Source organism: Pseudomonas sp. PS1(2021) (genome assembly GCF_020405165.1).
In the GTDB taxonomy this organism is placed as follows: domain Bacteria; phylum Pseudomonadota; class Gammaproteobacteria; order Pseudomonadales; family Pseudomonadaceae; genus Pseudomonas; species Pseudomonas aeruginosa.
Map to the genome: position 1 here is coordinate 6,214,312 of NZ_CP084484.1, position 19,062 is coordinate 6,233,373.

General features: G+C 68.4%; 17 protein-coding genes. 14 read left to right on the forward strand and 3 right to left on the reverse strand.

All coding sequences use genetic code 11. The features are described 5' to 3' along the window. Position 1: 1 nt before the first annotated feature. From LE197_RS29565 to ahpF, 3 genes are all read left to right on the forward strand, one after another. The gene (locus LE197_RS29565) at positions 2 to 928 is read left to right on the forward strand and encodes an ABC transporter permease (protein WP_003083821.1); all 927 of its coding nucleotides are present in this window, start codon (positions 2 to 4) and stop codon (positions 926 to 928) included. A gap of 164 nt (positions 929 to 1,092) precedes the next feature. Then, positions 1,093 to 1,656 carry an alkyl hydroperoxide reductase subunit C gene (gene ahpC, locus LE197_RS29570; protein ID WP_003083828.1) on the forward strand — a complete coding sequence of 188 codons (564 nt, stop codon included), beginning with the start codon at positions 1,093 to 1,095 and terminating at the stop codon, positions 1,654 to 1,656. 143 nt (positions 1,657 to 1,799) lie between these two features. Then, positions 1,800 to 3,365 (forward strand): alkyl hydroperoxide reductase subunit F, encoded by a 1,566-nt coding sequence (gene ahpF, locus LE197_RS29575; protein WP_003083830.1) that lies wholly within the window; start codon positions 1,800 to 1,802, stop codon positions 3,363 to 3,365. A 79-nt stretch (positions 3,366 to 3,444) separates the two neighbouring features. Here ahpF and ppk2 read toward each other — a convergent pair whose 3' ends face one another. Further along, on the reverse strand, positions 3,445 to 4,341 hold the full coding sequence (gene ppk2 / locus LE197_RS29580; RefSeq protein WP_003121626.1) for a polyphosphate kinase 2: 897 nt from the start codon (positions 4,339 to 4,341) through the stop codon (positions 3,445 to 3,447). A gap of 457 nt (positions 4,342 to 4,798) precedes the next feature. On the opposite strand from ppk2, the gene LE197_RS29585 reads away from it, so the two are divergent. Both LE197_RS29585 and LE197_RS29590 read left to right on the forward strand, forming a co-directional pair. Continuing rightward, positions 4,799 to 6,148: an 8-oxoguanine deaminase gene (locus tag LE197_RS29585; protein WP_003106724.1), complete on the forward strand. Its 1,350-nt coding sequence runs from the start codon at positions 4,799 to 4,801 to the stop codon at positions 6,146 to 6,148. 107 nt (positions 6,149 to 6,255) lie between these two features. After that, the gene (locus LE197_RS29590; RefSeq protein ID WP_003106723.1) at positions 6,256 to 7,308 is read left to right on the forward strand and encodes a nucleoside hydrolase; all 1,053 of its coding nucleotides are present in this window, start codon (positions 6,256 to 6,258) and stop codon (positions 7,306 to 7,308) included. A 27-nt stretch (positions 7,309 to 7,335) separates the two neighbouring features. On the opposite strand, the gene LE197_RS29595 is transcribed toward LE197_RS29590, so the two are convergent. Beyond that, positions 7,336 to 7,962, reverse strand: coding sequence for a nucleoside 2-deoxyribosyltransferase (locus LE197_RS29595; RefSeq protein WP_003106722.1), 627 nt, complete (start codon positions 7,960 to 7,962; stop codon positions 7,336 to 7,338). Positions 7,963 to 8,083: 121 nt separating this feature from the next. Further along, a complete protein-coding gene (locus tag LE197_RS29600; protein ID WP_003106720.1) occupies positions 8,084 to 8,599 on the reverse strand; it encodes a nucleoside 2-deoxyribosyltransferase in 516 nt (171 codons plus the stop codon). Between the two features lie 238 nt (positions 8,600 to 8,837). On the opposite strand from LE197_RS29600, the gene LE197_RS29605 reads away from it, so the two are divergent. From LE197_RS29605 to pcaG, 9 genes are all read left to right on the forward strand, one after another. Further along, a complete protein-coding gene (locus LE197_RS29605) occupies positions 8,838 to 9,935 on the forward strand; it encodes a BMP family ABC transporter substrate-binding protein (RefSeq protein WP_003118576.1) in 1,098 nt (365 codons plus the stop codon). Between the two features lie 72 nt (positions 9,936 to 10,007). Continuing rightward, positions 10,008 to 10,970, forward strand: a complete 963-nt coding sequence (locus LE197_RS29610) for an oxidoreductase (RefSeq protein ID WP_003112640.1) — start codon at positions 10,008 to 10,010, stop codon at positions 10,968 to 10,970. Positions 10,971 to 11,074: 104 nt separating this feature from the next. After that, entirely contained in the window at positions 11,075 to 12,025 is a 951-nt protein-coding gene (locus LE197_RS29615) for an adenosine deaminase (protein WP_003112641.1), read from the forward strand. Positions 12,026 to 12,221: 196 nt separating this feature from the next. Continuing rightward, positions 12,222 to 12,767 (forward strand): RNA polymerase sigma factor, encoded by a 546-nt coding sequence (locus LE197_RS29620; protein WP_003112642.1) that lies wholly within the window; start codon positions 12,222 to 12,224, stop codon positions 12,765 to 12,767. Next, complete coding sequence (locus LE197_RS29625) at positions 12,764 to 13,759, forward strand: FecR family protein (protein ID WP_003112643.1); 996 nt, start codon at positions 12,764 to 12,766, stop codon at positions 13,757 to 13,759. The genes LE197_RS29620 and LE197_RS29625 overlap by 4 nt, the downstream gene beginning before the upstream one ends. Before the next feature lie 147 nt (positions 13,760 to 13,906). Beyond that, positions 13,907 to 16,294: a TonB-dependent siderophore receptor gene (locus LE197_RS29630; protein ID WP_009314967.1), complete on the forward strand. Its 2,388-nt coding sequence runs from the start codon at positions 13,907 to 13,909 to the stop codon at positions 16,292 to 16,294. A 286-nt stretch (positions 16,295 to 16,580) separates the two neighbouring features. Beyond that, positions 16,581 to 17,498, forward strand: a complete 918-nt coding sequence (pcaQ, locus tag LE197_RS29635) for a pca operon transcription factor PcaQ (RefSeq protein WP_023114784.1) — start codon at positions 16,581 to 16,583, stop codon at positions 17,496 to 17,498. 134 nt (positions 17,499 to 17,632) lie between these two features. Further along, a complete protein-coding gene (pcaH, locus tag LE197_RS29640; protein WP_003102187.1) occupies positions 17,633 to 18,352 on the forward strand; it encodes a protocatechuate 3,4-dioxygenase subunit beta in 720 nt (239 codons plus the stop codon). A gap of 10 nt (positions 18,353 to 18,362) precedes the next feature. Further along, on the forward strand, positions 18,363 to 18,968 hold the full coding sequence (gene pcaG, locus LE197_RS29645) for a protocatechuate 3,4-dioxygenase subunit alpha (RefSeq protein WP_034054434.1): 606 nt from the start codon (positions 18,363 to 18,365) through the stop codon (positions 18,966 to 18,968). The last annotated feature ends 94 nt before the right edge of the window (positions 18,969 to 19,062 follow it).

Below are 19,062 nucleotides of genomic sequence, written 5' to 3' on the forward strand. Positions count from 1 at the left end.
GATGGATATCGATCTGCTCGACAACCTGCTGTTCGCCATGGTCCGCACCGGTACTCCGCTGCTGCTGGTGGCCCTGGGCGAACTGGTCTGCGAGAGAAGCGGGGTGCTCAACCTGGGCCAGGAGGGGATGATGCTGTTCGGCGCGGTGATCGGCTTCATGGTCGCCTTCTCCAGCGGCAGCCTGTGGCTCGGCGTGCTCCTCGCGGTGCTCGCCGGCATGCTGCTGGCGGCGCTGTTCGCCGGGGTCGCCCTGTACCTGAACGCCAACCAGGTGGCCTGCGGGCTGGCGCTGACCATCTTCGGCGTCGGCCTGTCGTCGTTCGTCGGCGCCGCCTGGGTCGGCAAGCCGCTGCAAGGGTTCGCCCCGCTGGCGCTGCCGGTGCTGGGCGAGTTGCCGCTGCTCGGGCGCATGCTGTTCGCCCAGGACGCGCTGGTCTACCTGAGCCTGGCGCTGTTCGCCGCGGTCGCCTGGATGCTCCTGCGCAGCCGCGCCGGGCTGGTTCTCCAGGCGGTCGGCGAGAACCCCGACGCGGCCAGCGCGATGGGCCTGCCGGTGCTGCGCGTGCGCACCCTGGCGGTGCTCTTCGGCGGCGCCATGGCCGGCCTGGCCGGTGCCTACCTATCGCTGGCCTACACGCCGATGTGGGCGGAGAACATGACCGCCGGACGCGGCTGGATCGCCCTGGCGCTGGTGGTCTTCGCCAGTTGGCGGGTGTTCCGCGTGCTGCTCGGTGCCTGGTTGTTCGGCCTGGCCAGCATCCTGCACCTGGTGGCCCAGGGGATCGGGCTGTCGATTCCGGCCAACCTGCTGGCGATGCTGCCCTATGCGGCGACCATCCTGGTGCTGGTCCTGCTCTCCCGCGATGCCCTGCGCACCCGGCTGTATGCCCCGGTTTCCCTGGGCCAGCCGTGGAAGGCCGGGCACTGACGAGGGCAGGTTCTTCGATTAGTTGTTTTAACTATTTATATATTCTTCGATAGATTTAGATAATTTCACTGATGGCCTAAATCAATGGGGCATTTTTGCCGAACCCCGTTAAGATTCTCCCAGTCGATTTGAAACACCCCATTCAACTGAGAGAGGAACGACTGATGTCCCTGATCAACACTCAAGTCCAACCGTTCAAGGTCAACGCTTTCCACAACGGCAAGTTCATCGAGGTGACCGAGGAATCCCTGAAGGGCAAGTGGTCGGTCCTGATCTTCATGCCGGCTGCCTTCACCTTCAACTGCCCGACCGAGATCGAAGACGCCGCCAACAACTACGGCGAGTTCCAGAAAGCCGGTGCCGAGGTCTACATCGTGACCACCGACACCCACTTCTCGCACAAGGTCTGGCACGAAACCTCCCCGGCAGTCGGCAAGGCCCAGTTCCCGCTGATCGGCGACCCGACCCACCAGCTGACCAACGCCTTCGGCGTGCACATCCCGGAAGAAGGCCTGGCCCTGCGCGGTACCTTCGTGATCAACCCGGAAGGCGTGATCAAGACCGTCGAGATCCACTCCAACGAGATCGCCCGTGACGTCGGCGAGACCGTGCGCAAGCTGAAGGCCGCCCAGTACACCGCCGCCCACCCGGGCGAAGTCTGCCCGGCCAAGTGGAAGGAAGGCGAGAAGACCCTCGCTCCGTCCCTGGACCTGGTCGGCAAGATCTAAGACCGCGCCGGCGGCATTCGCCGCCAGCCTCTCCGGCGGACGATCCTCGCGGATCGTCCGCCCTTCACCCAGCCAACGCGCCGTGCAGGGCGGATGTCCCATCCGCCGGGGATACGTTTGCCCGAATTTCGAGGAGCTGAACCATGTTGGACGCCAATCTTAAAACCCAGTTGAAGGCCTACCTGGAAAAGGTCAGCCAGCCGTTCGAGATCGTCGCGTCCCTCGATGACAGCGACAAATCCCGCGAGCTGCTGGGCCTGCTGCAAGACATCGTCGGCCTGACCGACAAGATCACCCTGAAGACCGACGGCAGCGATGCGCGCAAACCGTCGTTCTCGCTGAACCGCCCCGGTGCGGACATCGGCCTGCGCTTCGCCGGTATCCCCATGGGCCACGAATTCACCTCGCTGGTGCTGGCCCTGCTGCAGGTAGGCGGCCACCCCTCCAAGCTCGACGCGGACGTGATCGAGCAGGTCAAGGGCATCGAGGGCACCTTCGAGTTCGAAACCTACTTCTCGCTGTCCTGCCAGAACTGCCCGGACGTGGTCCAGGCGCTGAACCTGATGGCCGTGCTCAACCCGAACATCCGTCACGTCGCCATCGACGGCGCGCTGTTCCAGGATGAGGTCGAGGCGCGCCAGATCATGTCGGTGCCGAGCATCTACCTCAACGGCGAAGTCTTCGGCCAGGGCCGCATGGGCGTGGAAGAGATCCTCGCCAAGATCGACACCGGCGCCGCCGCCCGCGACGCCGAGAAGCTGACCGCCCGCGACGCCTTCGACGTGCTGGTGGTCGGCGGTGGCCCGGCCGGCGCCGCGGCGGCGATCTACGCCGCGCGCAAGGGCATTCGCACCGGCGTCGCCGCCGAGCGCTTCGGCGGCCAGGTGCTGGACACCATGGCCATCGAGAACTTCATCTCGGTGCAGGAGACCGAAGGGCCGAAGCTGGCGCGGGCGCTGGAAGAGCACGTGCGTCACTACGAGGTCGACATCATGAACCTGCAGCGCGCCAGCAAGCTGGTTCCGGCGAAGAACACCGGCGAGTTGCACGAGGTGCAGTTCGAGAGCGGCGGCAGCCTCAAGGCCAAGACCCTGATCCTCGCCACCGGCGCTCGCTGGCGCGAAATGGGCGTGCCCGGCGAGCAGGAATACAAGGCCAAGGGCGTGTGCTTCTGCCCGCACTGCGACGGCCCGCTGTTCAAGGGCAAGCGCGTGGCGGTGATCGGCGGCGGCAACTCTGGCGTCGAGGCGGCCATCGACCTGGCCGGCATCGTCGCCCACGTGACCCTGCTGGAATTCGACAGCAAGTTGCGCGCCGACGCCGTGCTGCAACGCAAGCTCTATAGCCTGCCGAACGTCGAGGTGATCACCAGCGCCCTGACCAGCGAAGTGAAGGGCGACGGCCAGAAGGTCACCGGCCTGGTGTACAAGGACCGCAACTCCGAGGAGTTCAAGTCGATCGAGCTGGAAGGCATCTTCGTGCAGATCGGCCTGCTGCCCAACACCGAGTGGCTCAAGGGCAGCGTCGAGCTGTCGCCGCGCGGCGAGATCATCGTCGACGCCCGTGGCGAGACCTCGCTGCCCGGCATCTTCGCCGCCGGCGACGTGACCACGGTGCCGTACAAGCAGATCGTGATCGCCGTGGGCGAGGGCGCCAAGGCTTCGCTGAGCGCCTTCGACCACCTGATCCGGACCTCCGCGCCGGAGTGACCCGGCCAGCGACCGTCGAACCAGGGACGCCCGGAGCGCGAAAGCGCCCCGGGCGTTTTCGTTGGCGCGACCGCCCGCCTCAGGCCGGGATATCCAGGTTCGCGTGGCCCGGCGCGGCGGCCGCCTCGGCGTAGACCTTCTCGTCCTCCTCGATCACCCGCGAGGCCGGCCCCACCAGCAACGGGTCCGGCTCATGGGCGATGCGCCGGTCCTTGTCCGGGTAGTCCAGCGAGTGCAGGAAGTGGCGGATGCAGTTGAGTCGTGCGCGCTTCTTGTCGTCGGACTTGATGACCGTCCACGGCGCGTCGGCGGTGTCGGTATGGAAGAACATCGCCTGCTTGGCGGCGGTGTAGTCGTCCCACTTGTCCAGAGACTTGATGTCGATGGGCGACAGCTTCCAGTGCTTGAGCGGATCGTCGCGGCGCGAGATGAAGCGCCGCAGTTGTTCCTCGCGGCTCACCGAGAACCAGTACTTGAACAGCAGGATGCCGCTGTTGGTGAGCATGCGCTCCAGCTCCGGCGCCTGGCGCATGAACTCCAGGTATTGCAGCGGCGAACAGAAGCCCATGACCCGCTCGACGCCGGCGCGGTTGTACCAGGAGCGGTCGAAGAAGACCATCTCGCCGGCGGTGGGCAGATGTTGGATGTAGCGCTGGAAATACCACTGGCCCTGCTCCTGGGAGGACGGTTTCTCCAAGGCTACGATCCGCGCGCCGCGCGGGTTCAGGTGTTCCATGAAGCGCTTGATGGTGCCGCCCTTGCCGGCGGCGTCGCGGCCTTCGAACAGGACCACCACGCGCTGGCCGGTCTCCTTCACCCAGCTCTGCACCTTGAGCAGTTCGATCTGCAGGTCGTGCTTGGCCTTCTCGTACTCGTTGCGGCGCATCCGCGTGTGATAGGGATAGTTCGCCGGCAGGCTCGCCGAGGTGCTGTCCTCGCTGCTGCCGTGGGGCGCACTGGCGACCTGCAGGGCCACCGGCTTCTGGCTGATTGCCTGGATCTCCTCGCGGGCCTTCTGCGCCGGGCTGGCCACTCGCGGGCGGCGGGTCGCCGGCTTGCGCGGGGCGCGGCGGGCGGCTGGCCGGGCCGGCTTGGCCGGCTGCGCGGCGGGTTGCTCGGGGGAGGGGGGACTGACAGTGGGTTCTTCGCTCATGCGGGACTCCTTCCGTTCTACGTTTTCAGCTATGCAGTCCCCCACTCTATGCCCCTGCCGGGAGGCGTCCGTTGACCCCCATCAAACCGCGCCCGGCCGCCACCGGGAGGAAAGCCTTACACCTCTCCAGAAATCCCTTGTAGGATATCGCCACGCGCGTGGCGCCCCGTCGTCGCCCCGCGGACCTGGATCAGCAGACAGGGTGAACACTGAGCTGGCTCTCATCAACCGAGGGCCGGCAGCGTTCGCGCCGGCCCGCCGATCCGACGAAGGTCCGCACATGTCCCGCACCTGGATTCGCAATCCCCTCGCCATCTTCACCGCCAACGGTCTCGACGCCGCCGGCGGCCTGGTCGTCGAAGACGGCCGCATCGTCGAGCTGCTCGGCGCCGGCCAACAGCCCGCGCAGCCCTGCGCCAGCCAGTTCGACGCCAGCCGGCACGTGGTGTTGCCGGGGCTGGTCAACACCCATCACCACTTCTACCAGACCCTCACCCGCGCCTGGGCGCCGGTGGTCAACCAGCCGCTGTTCCCCTGGCTGAAGACCCTCTACCCGGTCTGGGCGCGGCTGACCCCGGAGAAACTCGCACTGGCCACCAAGGTGGCGCTGGCCGAGCTGCTGTTGTCCGGCTGTACCACTGCCGCCGACCACCACTACCTGTTTCCCGGCGGCCTCGAACAGGCCATCGACGTGCAGGCCGGGGTGGTCGAGGAACTGGGCATGCGCGCCATGCTCACCCGCGGCTCGATGAGCCTCGGCGAGAAGGACGGCGGCTTGCCGCCGCAGCAGACGGTGCAGGAAGCCGAGACCATCCTCGCCGACAGCGAGCGACTGATCGCCCGCTACCACCAGCGCGGAGACGGTGCCCGGGTGCAGATCGCCCTGGCGCCCTGCTCGCCGTTCTCGGTGACTCCGGAGATCATGCGCGCCAGCGCCGAAGTGGCGGCGCGCCACGACGTACGCCTGCACACCCACTTGGCGGAGACCCTCGACGAGGAAGACTTCTGCCTGCAGCGCTTCGGCCTGCGTACCGTGGACTACCTGGATAGCGTCGGCTGGCTCGGCCCGCGCACCTGGCTGGCCCACGGCATCCACTTCAACGCCGAGGAGATCCGCCGGCTCGGCGAGGCGGGCACCGGTATCTGCCATTGCCCGAGTTCGAACATGCGCCTGGCCTCGGGCATCTGCCCGACCGTGGAGCTGGAGGCGGCCGGCGCGCCGATCGGCCTGGGAGTCGATGGCTCGGCTTCCAACGACGCCTCGAACATGATCCTCGAGGCGCGCCAGGCCCTGTACCTGCAACGCCTGCGCTACGGCGCCGAGCGGATCACCCCGGAACTCGCCCTGGGCTGGGCAACCCGTGGCTCGGCACGCCTGCTCGGGCGCAGCGACATCGGCGAGCTGGCCCCCGGCAAGCAGGCCGACCTGGCCTTGTTCAAGCTCGACGAGCTGCGCTTCTCGGGTAGCCACGACCCGCTCTCGGCGCTGCTGCTGTGCGCTGCCGACCGTGCCGACCGGGTAATGGTCGGCGGCGCCTGGCGAGTGGTCGACGGTGCCGTGGAAGGGCTCGACCTGGCCGCCCTGATCGCCCGCCACCGCGAGGCGGCGAGCGCCCTGATCGCCGGGTGAGGCGGGCGCCGACAGAGGAGGCGCCAGGCTTCCTCTGTCGGTTCGCATAGGTCGGCGCGTGGCCCGCAACTGGCTAGACTGTGGCATTCCCCACCAGGAGCCGCCCCATGTCACGCGCCGCCCGCCCATGCAATCGCTTTTGCAGCCTTCTGCTAGGACTCGCCCTGCTGATGCCCGCCAGCCTTCCTCTGTCCGCTGCCGAAACGGTGGCGCCGCCATCGCCGCGGACGCTGATCATCGACACCGATCCGGGCGCCGACGATGTGATCGCCCTGCTGTTCGCCATGGCCTCGCCGAAGGAGCTGAAGATCCAGGCGCTGACCACCGTCGCCGGCAACGTGCCGCTGGAAAAGACCGCGCGTAACGCCCGGCTGGCCCGCGAGTGGGGCAAGCGTCCGGATATCCCGGTCTACGCCGGCGCCCCGCGACCGCTGCTGCGCACGCCGATCTACGCCGCCGACGTGCACGGCAGCGAAGGCATCAGCGGCGTCGAGGTGCATGAGCCGAAGCAGCCGCTGGCCGAAGGTAACGCCGTGGACTACCTGATCCGCACCTTGCGTGCGGCGCCGGAGAAGAGCGTGACCCTGGCCATGCTCGGCCCGGAGACCAACCTCGCGCTGGCCCTGACCCAGGCCCCGGACATCGTCAAGGGCATCCGCGAGATCGTGATCATGGGCGGCGCCCACTTCAACGGCGGCAACATCACCCCGGCCGCCGAATTCAATATCTTCGCCGACCCCCACGCGGCGGAAATCGTGCTCAAGAGCGGGGCGCCGATCACCATGCTGCCGCTCGACGTGACCCACAAGATCCTCACCAGCCCCGAGCGCATCGCCAAGCTGCGCAACCTCGGCAACCAGGCCGGCAAGACCGTCGCCGACATCCTCGACGCCTACGTCCAGTACGACATCAAGTACTACGGCCTGAAGGGCGGCCCGGTGCACGACGCCACGGTGGTCGCCTACCTGCTCAAGCCCTCGCTGTTCAAGGGCAAGCGGATCAACGTGCAGGTCGACAGCCGCGAGGGCATCACCTTCGGCCAGACCGTGGCCGACTGGTACGGCGGCCTCAAGCAGCCGGCCAACGTCGAGTGGATCAACGAGGGCGACGCCCAGGGGTTCTTCGACCTGCTCACCGAGCGTATCGCCCGCCTGCCCTGAGTCTCTCGCCGTACGGCCGGCGCCGGGTCAGCCGTGGCGCCGGCTGGCGAGTTGGCGCAGGGCCTGCTCGGCGTCGCCGACGACTAGCGTTGCCGGCACCGCCAGCATCAGGTTGAGCGGCAGGCCGAACTCTTCCAGGGTCATGCCGTCGCGGTCGCGGGTCGGATCCTCGCCGATCAGCTCCGGGGTGTGCCGGCGGATCCGCTCGGCGTAGCTGCCGGCGTCGTCGACGTAGCCATAGACCGGCTTGCCGAGGGCGGTGGCATAGCCGACCTCGAAGGCGGTGCCGCTGTCCGGCTCGGCGCCGCGGAAGAAGTTCAGGTTGGCCAGCACCGCGTCGGCGCGTTCGATCAGGCCGATGTTGGCGCGGTAGATCCAGGCCGCCTGTTCGCGCGGCTCGGCGAGCTGTTTCGGCAGCGCGTTGTCCAGCGGGTAGAGGCCCTCGAAACCGTAGCGTGCGCACAGTGCCTTGAGTGCTTCGCCGTGGGCGACGGCGTCGGCGCGGAACACATCGGGACCGGCCAGATAGAGTTTCCGCGGCCTGGCCGCGGCGCGTACGCCCGGCAGGCTGCCGAGCAGGGCGCCGGCGGGCAGCAGCAGGGCTGCCAGGCGCAGGAAGGTACGACGGCTGCTGGAACCCTTGGATCGGTTCATCGGATGCCTCTTGCAGGCCGGCCTCCCGGATGGGGCCGTTGTTGTCCAGGATTATGGCCGGCAAGCGACGGGCCGGGCGGCGGCTATCTGCCAGCAGCTAGGCGACGGCCTTCCCGCGATGTCAGGCGCGCTCGAGTTCCTCGGCGAGGCGTCGCAGGGCCTCGCGCGGGCCGCCGGCGACCAGCCGCGAAGGCACCGCCAGCATCAGGTTCAATGGCAGGCCGAAACCCTCCAGTTGCCAACCGTCGCGGTCCTCGCCGGGGTGCTCGCCGAGCCATTCCGGGGCCAGCCGGGCGAGGCGCTCGGCGTAGGCGCCGGCATCGCTGAGGTAGGCATATACCGGCTTGCCCAGGGCCAGGGCGTAACCCACTTCGAAGGCGGTGCCGCTGTCCGGCTCGCTGCCGCGGAACGGTTCGAGGTTGGCCAGCACGCAGTCGGCGCGCTCGATCAGGCCGACATTGGCGCGGTAGATCCAGGCGGCCTGTGCGGCTGGCTCGCGGATGTCGGCGGGCAGGGCGTGGTCGAGCGGGTAGAGGCCGACGAAGCCGAACTCGGCGCAGAGCGCCTTGAGGGTTTCGCCATGGGCTTCGGCGTCGGGGCGGAAGACGTCCGGCCCGGCCAGGTAGATCGCGGTCATCGCGTGCGTGCCTTGTTACGGAAAGCCAGCGCCCATGGTAGCGCCATCGTGGCGGCGCCGGCATGCACCAAGCGATGGCGCGCTGCACCGTCCTGCAGCCGCGCCGGCATGACGCGGCGCGCAGAAGCGCGAGCTTGAGCGGAGTTGTCCGGGTGGTCAGGTAATTGCATCGGCGGGCGGGCTGAACGCGAAGCCACGCCCGATGGCCAACCCTGCACTCACCGGAGCACGCCCATCCATGAAACACCGTCGCACGCAATCCCGCATGTCCGTCCTGCGCCGCCTTGCCGCCGTCCTCGGCCTCGGCGCCTGCGCTCTCGCCGCCGAGGCCGCCGAACCACTGAAGATCGGCTTCGTCTATGTCGGCCCGGTCGGCGACCACGGCTGGACCTACCAGCACGAACTGGGCCGCCGCGAACTGGTGGAGCACTTCGGCGACAAGGTGAAGACCAGCTTCGTCGAGAACGTCGCCGAGGGCGCCGACGCCGAGCGGGTCATCCGCAACCTGGCGAAAGACGGCTACGGCCTGGTCTTCACCACCTCCTTCGGCTACATGAACCCTACCGCCAAGGTGGCCCGGCAGTTTCCCAAGGTGACCTTCGAGCACGCCACCGGCTACAAGCGCGACAGGAACCTCGGCACCTACCTGTCGCGCTCCTACGAGGGACGCTACGTCGGCGGCTTCCTCGCGGCGAAGATGACCCGCAGCCACAAGATCGGCTACATCGCCTCGTTTCCGATTCCCGAGGTGATCCGCGACATCAACGCGATCCAGCTGGCGCTGGACAAATACGACCCGCAGGCCGAACTCAAGGTGATGTGGGTGAGCACCTGGTTCGATCCGGGCAAGGAGGCCGACGCGGCCAACGCGCTGATCGACCAGGGCGTCGACGTGGTGTTCCAGCACACCGATAGCCCGGCGCCGATCCAGGCCGCCGAGCGTCGCGGGGTGTACGCCGTGGGCTACGCCTCGGACATGCAGCACTTCGGTCCGAAGACCGTGCTCACCTCGATCGTCAACGACTGGGGCCCGCACTATATCCGCTCGGCCCAGGCGGTGATGGACGGCACCTGGAAATCCGAGGACTTCTGGGGTGGCCTGGCCGAGAGTACGGTGGTCCTGCCGCTGAACCAGGAGGTGCTGCCGGCGCCGGTGCGGGAAGAGGCGGGCAGGCTGATCGAGTCGATCCGCAGCGGAGCCTTCCACCCCTTCACCGGGCCGATCCGCGACCAGTCCGGCAAGGAGCGTTTCGCCGCCGGCGTCAGCGCGACCAATGCCGACCTGGCGTCGATGAACTATTACGTGGAAGGCATCAAGGCCGACCTGCCGAAGTGAGCCCTGGCCTTGTATGGAAAAAGTCGCCGAGCGCAGGCACTTTCCGTACAGGACCCATCGAGGAGAGCGCGATTGGACCGTCTACCCATCATCGACATCGCCCCGCTCTACGGCGCCGACCGTGGCGCCTGGAACGACGTGGCGCGGCGGATCGACCAGGCCTGCCGCGAGTGGGGCTTCTTCTACATCGCCGGACACCCGTTGCCGGCCGCGCGCTTCGAAGCCCTGCTGGCGGCGGCGCGGGAGTTCTTCGCGCTGCCCGTCGAAGAGAAGCTGAAGATCGATATCACCCGTAGCCGCAATCATCGCGGCTATGGCGCGATCGCCACCGAGCAGCTCGACCCGGCGTTGCCCAGCGACTTCAAGGAGACCTTCGACATGGCCCTGCACCTGCCGGCGGAGCATCCCGACGTGCGCGCCGGCAAATCCTTCTACGGGCCCAACCGACACCCCGACCTGCCCGGCTGGGAGGCCCTGCTGGAAGGACACTATGCCGACATGCTGGCGCTGGCCCGTACCGTGCTGCGCGCCCTGGCCATCGCCCTGGGGATCGAGGAGGACTTCTTCGATCGCCGCTTCGAGCAGCCGGTCAGCGTGTTCCGCCTGATCCACTATCCGCCGGCCTCGGCCCGGCAGAGCGCCGACCAGCCCGGCGCCGGCGCGCACACCGACTACGGCTGCGTGACCCTGCTCTACCAGGACGCCGCCGGTGGCCTGCAAGTGCAGAACCGCCAGGGCGAATGGATCGACGCGCCGCCCATCGACGGCACCTTCGTGGTCAACATCGGCGACATGATGGCGCGCTGGAGCAACGACCGTTACCGCTCGACCCCGCACCGGGTGATCAGCCCGCGCGGGGTGCACCGCTACTCCATGCCGTTCTTCGCCGAACCGCACATGGACACCGAGATCCGCTGCCTGCCGGGCTGCTTCGACGCGGACAACCCGCCGAAGTATCCGCCGACCACCTGTGGCGATTGGCTGACCTCGCGCTTCGCGCAGACCTATGCCTATCGGCGCGGCGAAACGGCCTGAGCCGCCCGTCGCGCGCGGGAGCGGCTCGTGGGTTTGCCGCGGGCCTGACTCCCGGGACAGGTTAAACTTGCCGGCCAAGACCAGCCTGATCGAGAACCCACCCCATGTACGAATGGCTCAACGCCTTGCCCAAGGCCGAACTGCACCTGCACCTGGAAGGTACCCTGGAGCCGGAGCTGCTGTTCGCCCTCGCCGAGCGCAACCGCATCGCCCTGCCCTGGAACGACGTCGAGACCCTGCGCAAGGCCTACGCCTTCAACAACCTGCAGGAATTCCTCGACCTCTACTACGCCGGCGCCGACGTGCTGCGCACCGAGCAGGACTTCTACGACCTGACCTGGGCCTACCTGCAGAAGTGCAAGGCGCAGAACGTCGTCCACGTCGAGCCGTTCTTCGACCCGCAGACCCACACCGATCGCGGCATTCCCTTCGAGGTGGTGCTCGCCGGCATCCGCGCCGCGCTACGGGACGGCGAGAAGCTGCTGGGCATCCGCCATGGGCTGATCCTCAGCTTCCTCCGCCACCTCAGCGAGGAACAGGCGCAGAAAACCCTCGACCAGGCGCTGCCGTTCCGCGACGCCTTCATCGCCGTCGGCCTCGACAGCTCGGAAGTAGGGCATCCGCCGAGCAAGTTCCAGCGGGTCTTCGACCGGGCCCGCAGCGAAGGCTTCCTCACCGTCGCCCATGCCGGCGAGGAGGGGCCGCCCGAGTACATATGGGAAGCCCTCGACCTGCTCAAGGTCGAGCGCATCGACCACGGCGTACGCGCCTTCGAGGACGAGCGGCTGATGCGGCGGCTGATCGACGAACAGATCCCGCTGACCGTCTGCCCGCTGTCCAACACCAAGCTCTGCGTGTTCGACGACATGAGCCAGCACACCATCCTCGACATGCTCGAACGCGGCGTGAAGGTGACGGTGAACTCCGATGACCCGGCCTACTTCGGCGGCTATGTCACCGAGAACTTCCATGCCTTGCAGCAGAGCCTGGGAATGACCGAGGAGCAGGCCAGGCGCCTGGCGCAGAACAGCCTGGATGCGCGCCTGGTGAAGTGAGGGGCGGCGTGCCGGATAGCCCGGCGCGCGACCCGCAAGGCGTTTCGTCGTCGCTGGCTTCTCGGTATTGATGATAAGCATTATCATTTGAAGGCCTGCTCAGCATTCCCATGGCGCCGCCCCGGCGCCGGCTTTCGTGCAGCCGTCCTCACCGATGCCCGACCGCGACCTACCTCCCGGCCCGCGCCCGGATGCCTTGCCGGCAGACGGCGAGGCGGCGCGCCGCGCGGATCTCCTCAAGGCCTTCCTGGCCCAGCGCCAGCGCATGGAAAGCCTGGTCAGCCGCTGGGTCGGCTGCCGGGCGACCGCCGCCGACCTGGTCCAGGAGCTGTTCCTGCGTTTCTGGCGGCGCCCGGCCGCCCCGGTGGAGGAGCTTGGCAGCTACCTCCTGCGCAGCGCGCGCAACCTGGCCATCGACCACTTGCGTGGCGAAGGATCGCGGCAACGGCAACTGGACGACTGGCTGCCGGAGCAGCGCCAGGGCGAGCCGGTCGGTCCCGAGCAGGCGCTCGAGGCCGGCGACCAGTGGCGCCGGGTCGAGGCCGCCTTGCGCGGCCTGCCCGAGCGCACCCGGCGGATTTTCCTGCTCAATCGCATCCACGGCCGCACCTACGCGGAGATCGCCCAGGCCATGCAGCTTTCCCAAAGCGCCGTGGAAAAACATATGATGCGCGCCCTCGACGCCTGCAAGGCGAGCCTGGCCGGCCCGGCCGGCGAGCAGGCAAGGAGCGCCCAGCCATGACCCGACCCGATAGCGACGCCGCGCCCTACGAGCCCGTCCTCGAGCAGACCGCCCAGGCCTGGCTGGTGCGCCTGCGCGGTACGCCGGATGCGGCGACCCGGCGGGCCTTCGAGGACTGGCTGGCGCAGCGGCCGGCGCATGCCGAGGCCTATGCCCGCGCCGAGGCGCTCTGGCGCCTGACGGAAATACCGGCGAGCCGCCTGGCCATCGAAGAGGCCGATGCCCTGGAAGCCTACCTGCGGCCGCGCCGAGCGTCGCGCAACCCGCGGCGCTGGGCCTACCCGCTGGCCAGCGTCGCCTGCCTGCTGGCGATGCTCTGGCTGGGCGGCTGGTGGCAGCCCGGCGACTGGCTGCAGGACTGGCGTGCCGACTATGTCGCCGCGCCGGGACAGGTCGCCGAATGGAAGCTGGCCGATGGCTCCTACCTGAGCCTGGACGCCGGCAGCGCGGTGCGCGTGCGTATCGACGGCGGCCAGCGGCGGGTCGAACTGCTGCGCGGCGCCGCCGCGTTGCGGGTGAAGCGCGACGCGCTGCCATTCGTGGTCGAGGCCGGCGAAGGTCGGGCGCGGGTACTGGGCACCGAGTTCGAGGTCCGTCGCGGCGCCGGGGCGACCCGCGTCACCGTGTTGCAAGGGCGGGTCGCGGTGAGCGCCGGCACCGGTGCGGGCGCCGCCGAGGAAGTGCTGGGCGCCGGCCAGCAGGTCGGCTTCGCCGACGGCAAGCTGGGCCGGCCCGTGGCCATCGACGCCGCCGCCGCGCTGGCCTGGCGCCAGGGTTGGCTGAGCTTCTACCGGCGGCCGCTGGCGGAAGTGCTCGACGAACTCGCTCGCTACTACCCCGGACGCATTCTCCTGCTCGACGACGCGCTCGGTCGCCAGCCGGTCAGCGGCAGCTTCCGCAGCGATGATCCCGAAGCCGCGCTGAAGTCGCTGCAGGCGGTGCTCGGCTATCGCCAGCAGATCCTGTTCGGACGCCTGGTGGTGATTCGCTGACGGTGGCCCCGGTCCGTTTGGCCGCAGGAATCTTTCCCGGCGAAGAATTTTTTTGCCCTGCGGGGTGAGGTAAATCCGGCGCCGCTTCGTGTAGTGCTCATGACCGCGATTGATTCGCATTAGAAAAGCGACCGACACGAGCAACCCATGACCCCCTTCCCGCGCTTCGCCCTGCGTACTCTCCCCGCCCTGTTCCTCAGCCTCGGCTGTCTCGCCGCCACCGCGCAGGCCGCCGAGGCGGTTCGCTACCGCTTCAGCCAGGCTGCCGCGCCGCTGGCCCAGGCGCTCAACGCGTTCAGCCGGGCCAGCGGGCAGACGCTGCTCTACACCGCCGAGCTGCCGCCGCAGGCGACCGCCCCGGCATTGCACGGTTCGCTGGACGCGGAGGAGGCGCTGCAACGCCTGCTGCAGGGCAGCGGCCTGCGCGCGCGGCGGATCGACGAGCGCACCCTGACCCTGGAACCGATCCCCGCCAGCGGCGCGCTCGACCTCGATGCCACGACGGTCTCCGCCGCCGCCCCGGCGCAGGGCTACCGGCCGGCGGCCAACGCCTCGATCAGCCGCGGCGATGCGCCGCTACTGGATATCCCCCAGGCGATCAGCGTGGTCCCGGCACAGGCGCTGCAGGACCAGCGCCCGCGCAACCTTGACGACGCGCTGGGCAACATCAGCGGCATCACCCAGGCCAACACCCTTGGCGGTACCCAGGACGCGGTGATGAAGCGCGGCTTCGGCGACAACCGCGACGGCTCGATCATGCGTGACGGCATGCCCTCGGTGCAGGGCCGCAATTTCACCGCCACCGCCGACCACGTCGAGGTGCTGAAGGGGCCTGCATCCCTGCTCTATGGCATCCAGGACCCGGGCGGGGTGGTCAACGTGGTGAGCAAGAAGCCGCAACTGCAACAAGCCAACGCCCTGACCCTGCGTGGCTCGGCCTACGCCCACGGGCGCAACGGCAGCGGCGGCCAGCTCGACTCCACCGGCCCGCTGGGCGACAGCGGACTGGCCTACCGGATGATCCTCGATCATGAGGACGAGGATTACTGGCGCGACTTCGGCAAGAGCCGCGAGACGCTGGTGGCGCCCTCGCTGGCCTGGTACGGCGAGGACACGACGGTCAACCTGAGCTACGAGCACCGCGAGTTCACCACGCCGTTCGACCGTGGCACGGCCATCGATCCGCGTACCAACCGCCCGCTGGACATCCCGCGCAGCCGGCGCCTGGACGAGCCCTTCAACATCACCGAGGGCCGTTCCGAGCTGACCCGCCTGGATCTCGAACGGCAGCTCGACGACACCTGGAAGGCCCACTTCGGCTACGGCTACAGTCGCGAGACCTACGACGACAACCAGGCCCGGGTGATGGCCGTGAATGCCGACGGCACCCTGACCCGGCGCATGGACGGCACCCACGGCGCGGTCAGCAGCGACAGCTTCGCCACCCTCGGCCTGAGCGGAACGCTGCAACTGGCCGGGATGCAACATGACCTGCAATTCGGCATGGACCACGAGAAGCGCAAGATCTTCCGCGCCGACCTGCTGCGCGACAGCAAGACCAGCCGCTTCGACTACCTCGACCCGGTCTATGGCCAGGTGGTGCCGTCGACCCGGGTGGTCGCCGGCGACAGCGACCAGACCGACAAGCTGCGCAGCGACTCGCTGTACTTCCAGGACTCGATCCACCTGGACGAACGCTGGATCCTGGTCGGCGGCGCGCGCTACCAGATCTACGACCAGCTCGCCGGGCGCGGCCGGCCGTTCAACGCCAACACCGATATCAACGGGCAGAAATGGGTGCCGCGCGGCGGCCTGGTCTACCGCCTGAGCGACGAGGTTTCGCTGTACGGCAGCTACACGCGCTCGTTCAAGCCGAACTCGACCATCGCCCCGCTGAGCACCGGCGAGACCATCGATTCGGCGATCCTGCCGGAGGAGGCGACCTCCTGGGAGCTGGGCGCCAAGCTGGATGTGCCGGGGCGTCTCAGCGGCACCCTGGCGCTGTTCGACATTCGCAAGAAGAACGTGCTGGTCAACGAACTCGACGGTGCTGGCAACAGCAGCGTGCGCGCCGCCGGCCGGGTCCGCTCGCGCGGCCTGGAGCTGGACCTCACCGGCCAGCTCAGCGAACGCTGGAGCCTGATCGGCAGCTACGCCTGGCTCGCCGCGGAAGTCACCGAGGACCCGACCCTGGAGGGCAAGCGCCTGCAGAACGTGGCGCGCAACACCGCGTCGCTGTCGGCGGTCTACGAACTCGGCCAGCTCTTCGGCGGCGACCGCCTGCGCCTGGGCGGCGGCGCGCGCTACGTCGGCAAGCGCCCGGGCGACCCGGCCAATTCCTTCGACCTGCCGTCCTACACCGTGGCCGATGCCTTTGCCAGCTACGACACCCGCTTCGGCGGACACGGCGTGAAGTTCCAGCTCAACGTGAAGAACCTGTTCGACCGCACCTACTACCCGTCCAGTGCCAATCGACTGTACGTGGCGATGGGCGAGCCCCGGCAGTTCCAGGTGTCGACGACGGTGGAGTTCTGAGTCGGCGCTCGCTCCAGGTGGGGTTCCCCGGCGTCCTCCTGGACGTGGAGGCCCCCCTGAAGGGCGAAGGGTCGGCGCGATGCTGCCCGACCATGCTCCATCCGGTTCCTTCTTCCCCCAGGGAAGGGATTGCCCGGCGCGTGAGTCGTTCCGCCATCCAGTGCCTTCTCCCTTTGGGGAAAGGAAGGCGGAGAACCGCCTGGCACGACCTCGCCGCACGCCACACCTCGTTCCCAACCCGCCCGTTGGGTACCATGCCCGCACCACTCGCCGCCACGGCCGCCCCATGAACCTCGACAACCGCATCAAGTTCCGCCACCTCGCCTGCTTCCTCGAAGTCGCCCGCCAGCGCAGCTTCGCCAAGGCGGCGGATGCCGTGGCGGTGTCGCAGCCGGCGATCTCCAAGACCCTCAAGGAACTGGAGGAAATCCTCGGCGCGCGCCTGTTCGAACGGAGCAAGGCCGGCGCCGAGCTGACCGAGGCGGGCGTGACCTTCCTGCGCTATGCCGGCCCCTGCGTGCAGGCCCTGCGCGACGGGGTGAACACCCTGCGCGGCCACGAGGCGCAGGTCGAGACGGTGCGGGTCGGCGTGCTGTCGACGGTGGAGAGCCTGGTGGTGCCCGAGGTGATCCGGCGCCTGCACCGGCGCCACGGTGCGCTGGTGGTCAGCGTCGCCACCGGACCCAGCGCCTACCTGCTGGCGCAACTGAAGGTCGGCGAGCTGGACCTGGTGGTCGGGCGGATGACCGATAGCCCGGACATCCAGGGCCTGACCTTCGAGCACCTGTACAGCGAGTCGATGATGCTGGTGGTGCGTCCCGGCCACCCCTTGCTCGCCGCGCCCCTCGGCGACCCGCAGCGGCTGGCCGAATTCCCACTGGTGCTGCCGCTGGCCGGCACCACCATCCGCCGCCACGCCGACAGCCTGTTCGTGCAGTGGGGCATCGCGCTCGCCGGACAGCGCCTGGAAACCCTCTCGCCGACCCTCAGCCGCAGCTATGTGTTGCGCAGCGAGGCGATCTGGGTGGCGCCGCGCGATGCCGTGCGCCTGGACGTCGGCAACGGCGAGCTGGCCGAGCTGGACCTGGGTATCCGCGAACCGGGCGGTTCGGTCGGGCTGTGCCACAACGCGGCCTTGCCGTTGCCGCTGGGGGCGCAATGGTTCAGCGCGGTGTTGCGCGAGGTGGCCGCCGAGTTGCACTGATAAAGCATAACCAAATGGTTATGTATGGGGCCGGATAATTCACTGTCCCCGTCCCGCCTCCTGCGCAAGACTTCGTTTTCCATGCCTGAATCCACAAGCCTGGCGACCGATAACGCGAATAACAGGAGCCCGACATGCACGACGCCGAAAGCCGTCGTTTCGTCATCCGTGACCGAAACTGGCACCCCAAAGCCTTGACCCCCGACTACAAGACCTCCGTGCCGCGCTCGCCGAGCCAGGCGCTGGTGAGCATCCCGCAATCGCTCTCGGAAACCAGCGGGCCGGACTTCTCCCACCTCAGGCTCGGCCGCCACGACAACGACCTGCTGCTCAACTTCGACCACGGCGGCCTGCCCCAGGGCGAGCGCATCATCATGTTCGGCCGGGTCTTCGACCAGTACGGCAAGCCGGTCCCGCACACCCTGGTGGAGATGTGGCAGGCCAACGCCGGCGGGCGCTACCGGCACAAGAACGACCGCTACCTGGCGCCGCTCGACCCGAACTTCGGCGGCGTCGGCCGGACCCTCACCGACAGCGAGGGCCACTATTACTTCCGCACCATCAAGCCCGGGCCCTATCCCTGGCGCAACGGCCCCAACGACTGGCGCCCGGCGCACATCCACGTGTCTGTCAGCGGCCCGGCGATCGCCGCGCGGCTGGTCACCCAGATGTACTTCGAGGGCGACCCGCTGATCCCCAAGTGCCCGATCATCCGCACCCTTGCCGACCCGGAGGCGGCGCAGAGCCTGATCGGCCGGCTCGACATGAGCATGGCCAACCCGATGGATTGCCTGGCCTACCGCTTCGACATCGTCCTGCGCGGGCAGCGCAAGACCTTCTTCGAGAACGCCTGAGGAGCCGACCATGAGCCACGAACTGCTGCGGGAAACCCCTTCCCAGACCGCCGGTCCCTATGTCCACATCGGCCTGGCGCTGGCCGCCGCCGGCAACCCGACCCGTGACCTGGAGATCTGGAACCGCATGGCCCGCGAAGACGCGCCGGGCCAGCACATCCTCCTGCTCGGCCACGTCTACGACGGCAACGGCCACCTGGTGCGCGACTCGTTCCTGGAGTTCTGGCAGGCCGACAGCGAAGGCCGCTACCAGGAGCGCTACGATCCGGAGCGACCGTTCAACAGCTTCGGCCGCACCGCCACCACCTTCGATGCCGGCGAGTGGACCCTGCACACGGTCAAGCCGGGGGGGGTGCGTAACGCCCAGGGCGTGCCGATGGCGCCGCACATCAACGTCTCGCTGTTCGCCCGCGGCATCAACATCCACTTGCAGACCCGGCTGTACTTCGATGACGAGACCGAGGCCAACGCCGCCTGTCCGGTGCTCAACCTGATCGAGCAGGCGCCGCGTCGCGACACCCTGCTCGCGCGGCGCTGCGAAGTGGACGGACAGCTCGCCTACCGTTTCGACATCCGCATCCAGGGCGACAACGAGACGGTGTTCTTTGACTTCTAGGCGCATCGATCGCGCGGGAAGGAAGGGCGCCCTTGCCGGAGCGGCAAGGGCGTACCCAGAACCCGCCGATGGGTACCTGACATTACTCCCGGAG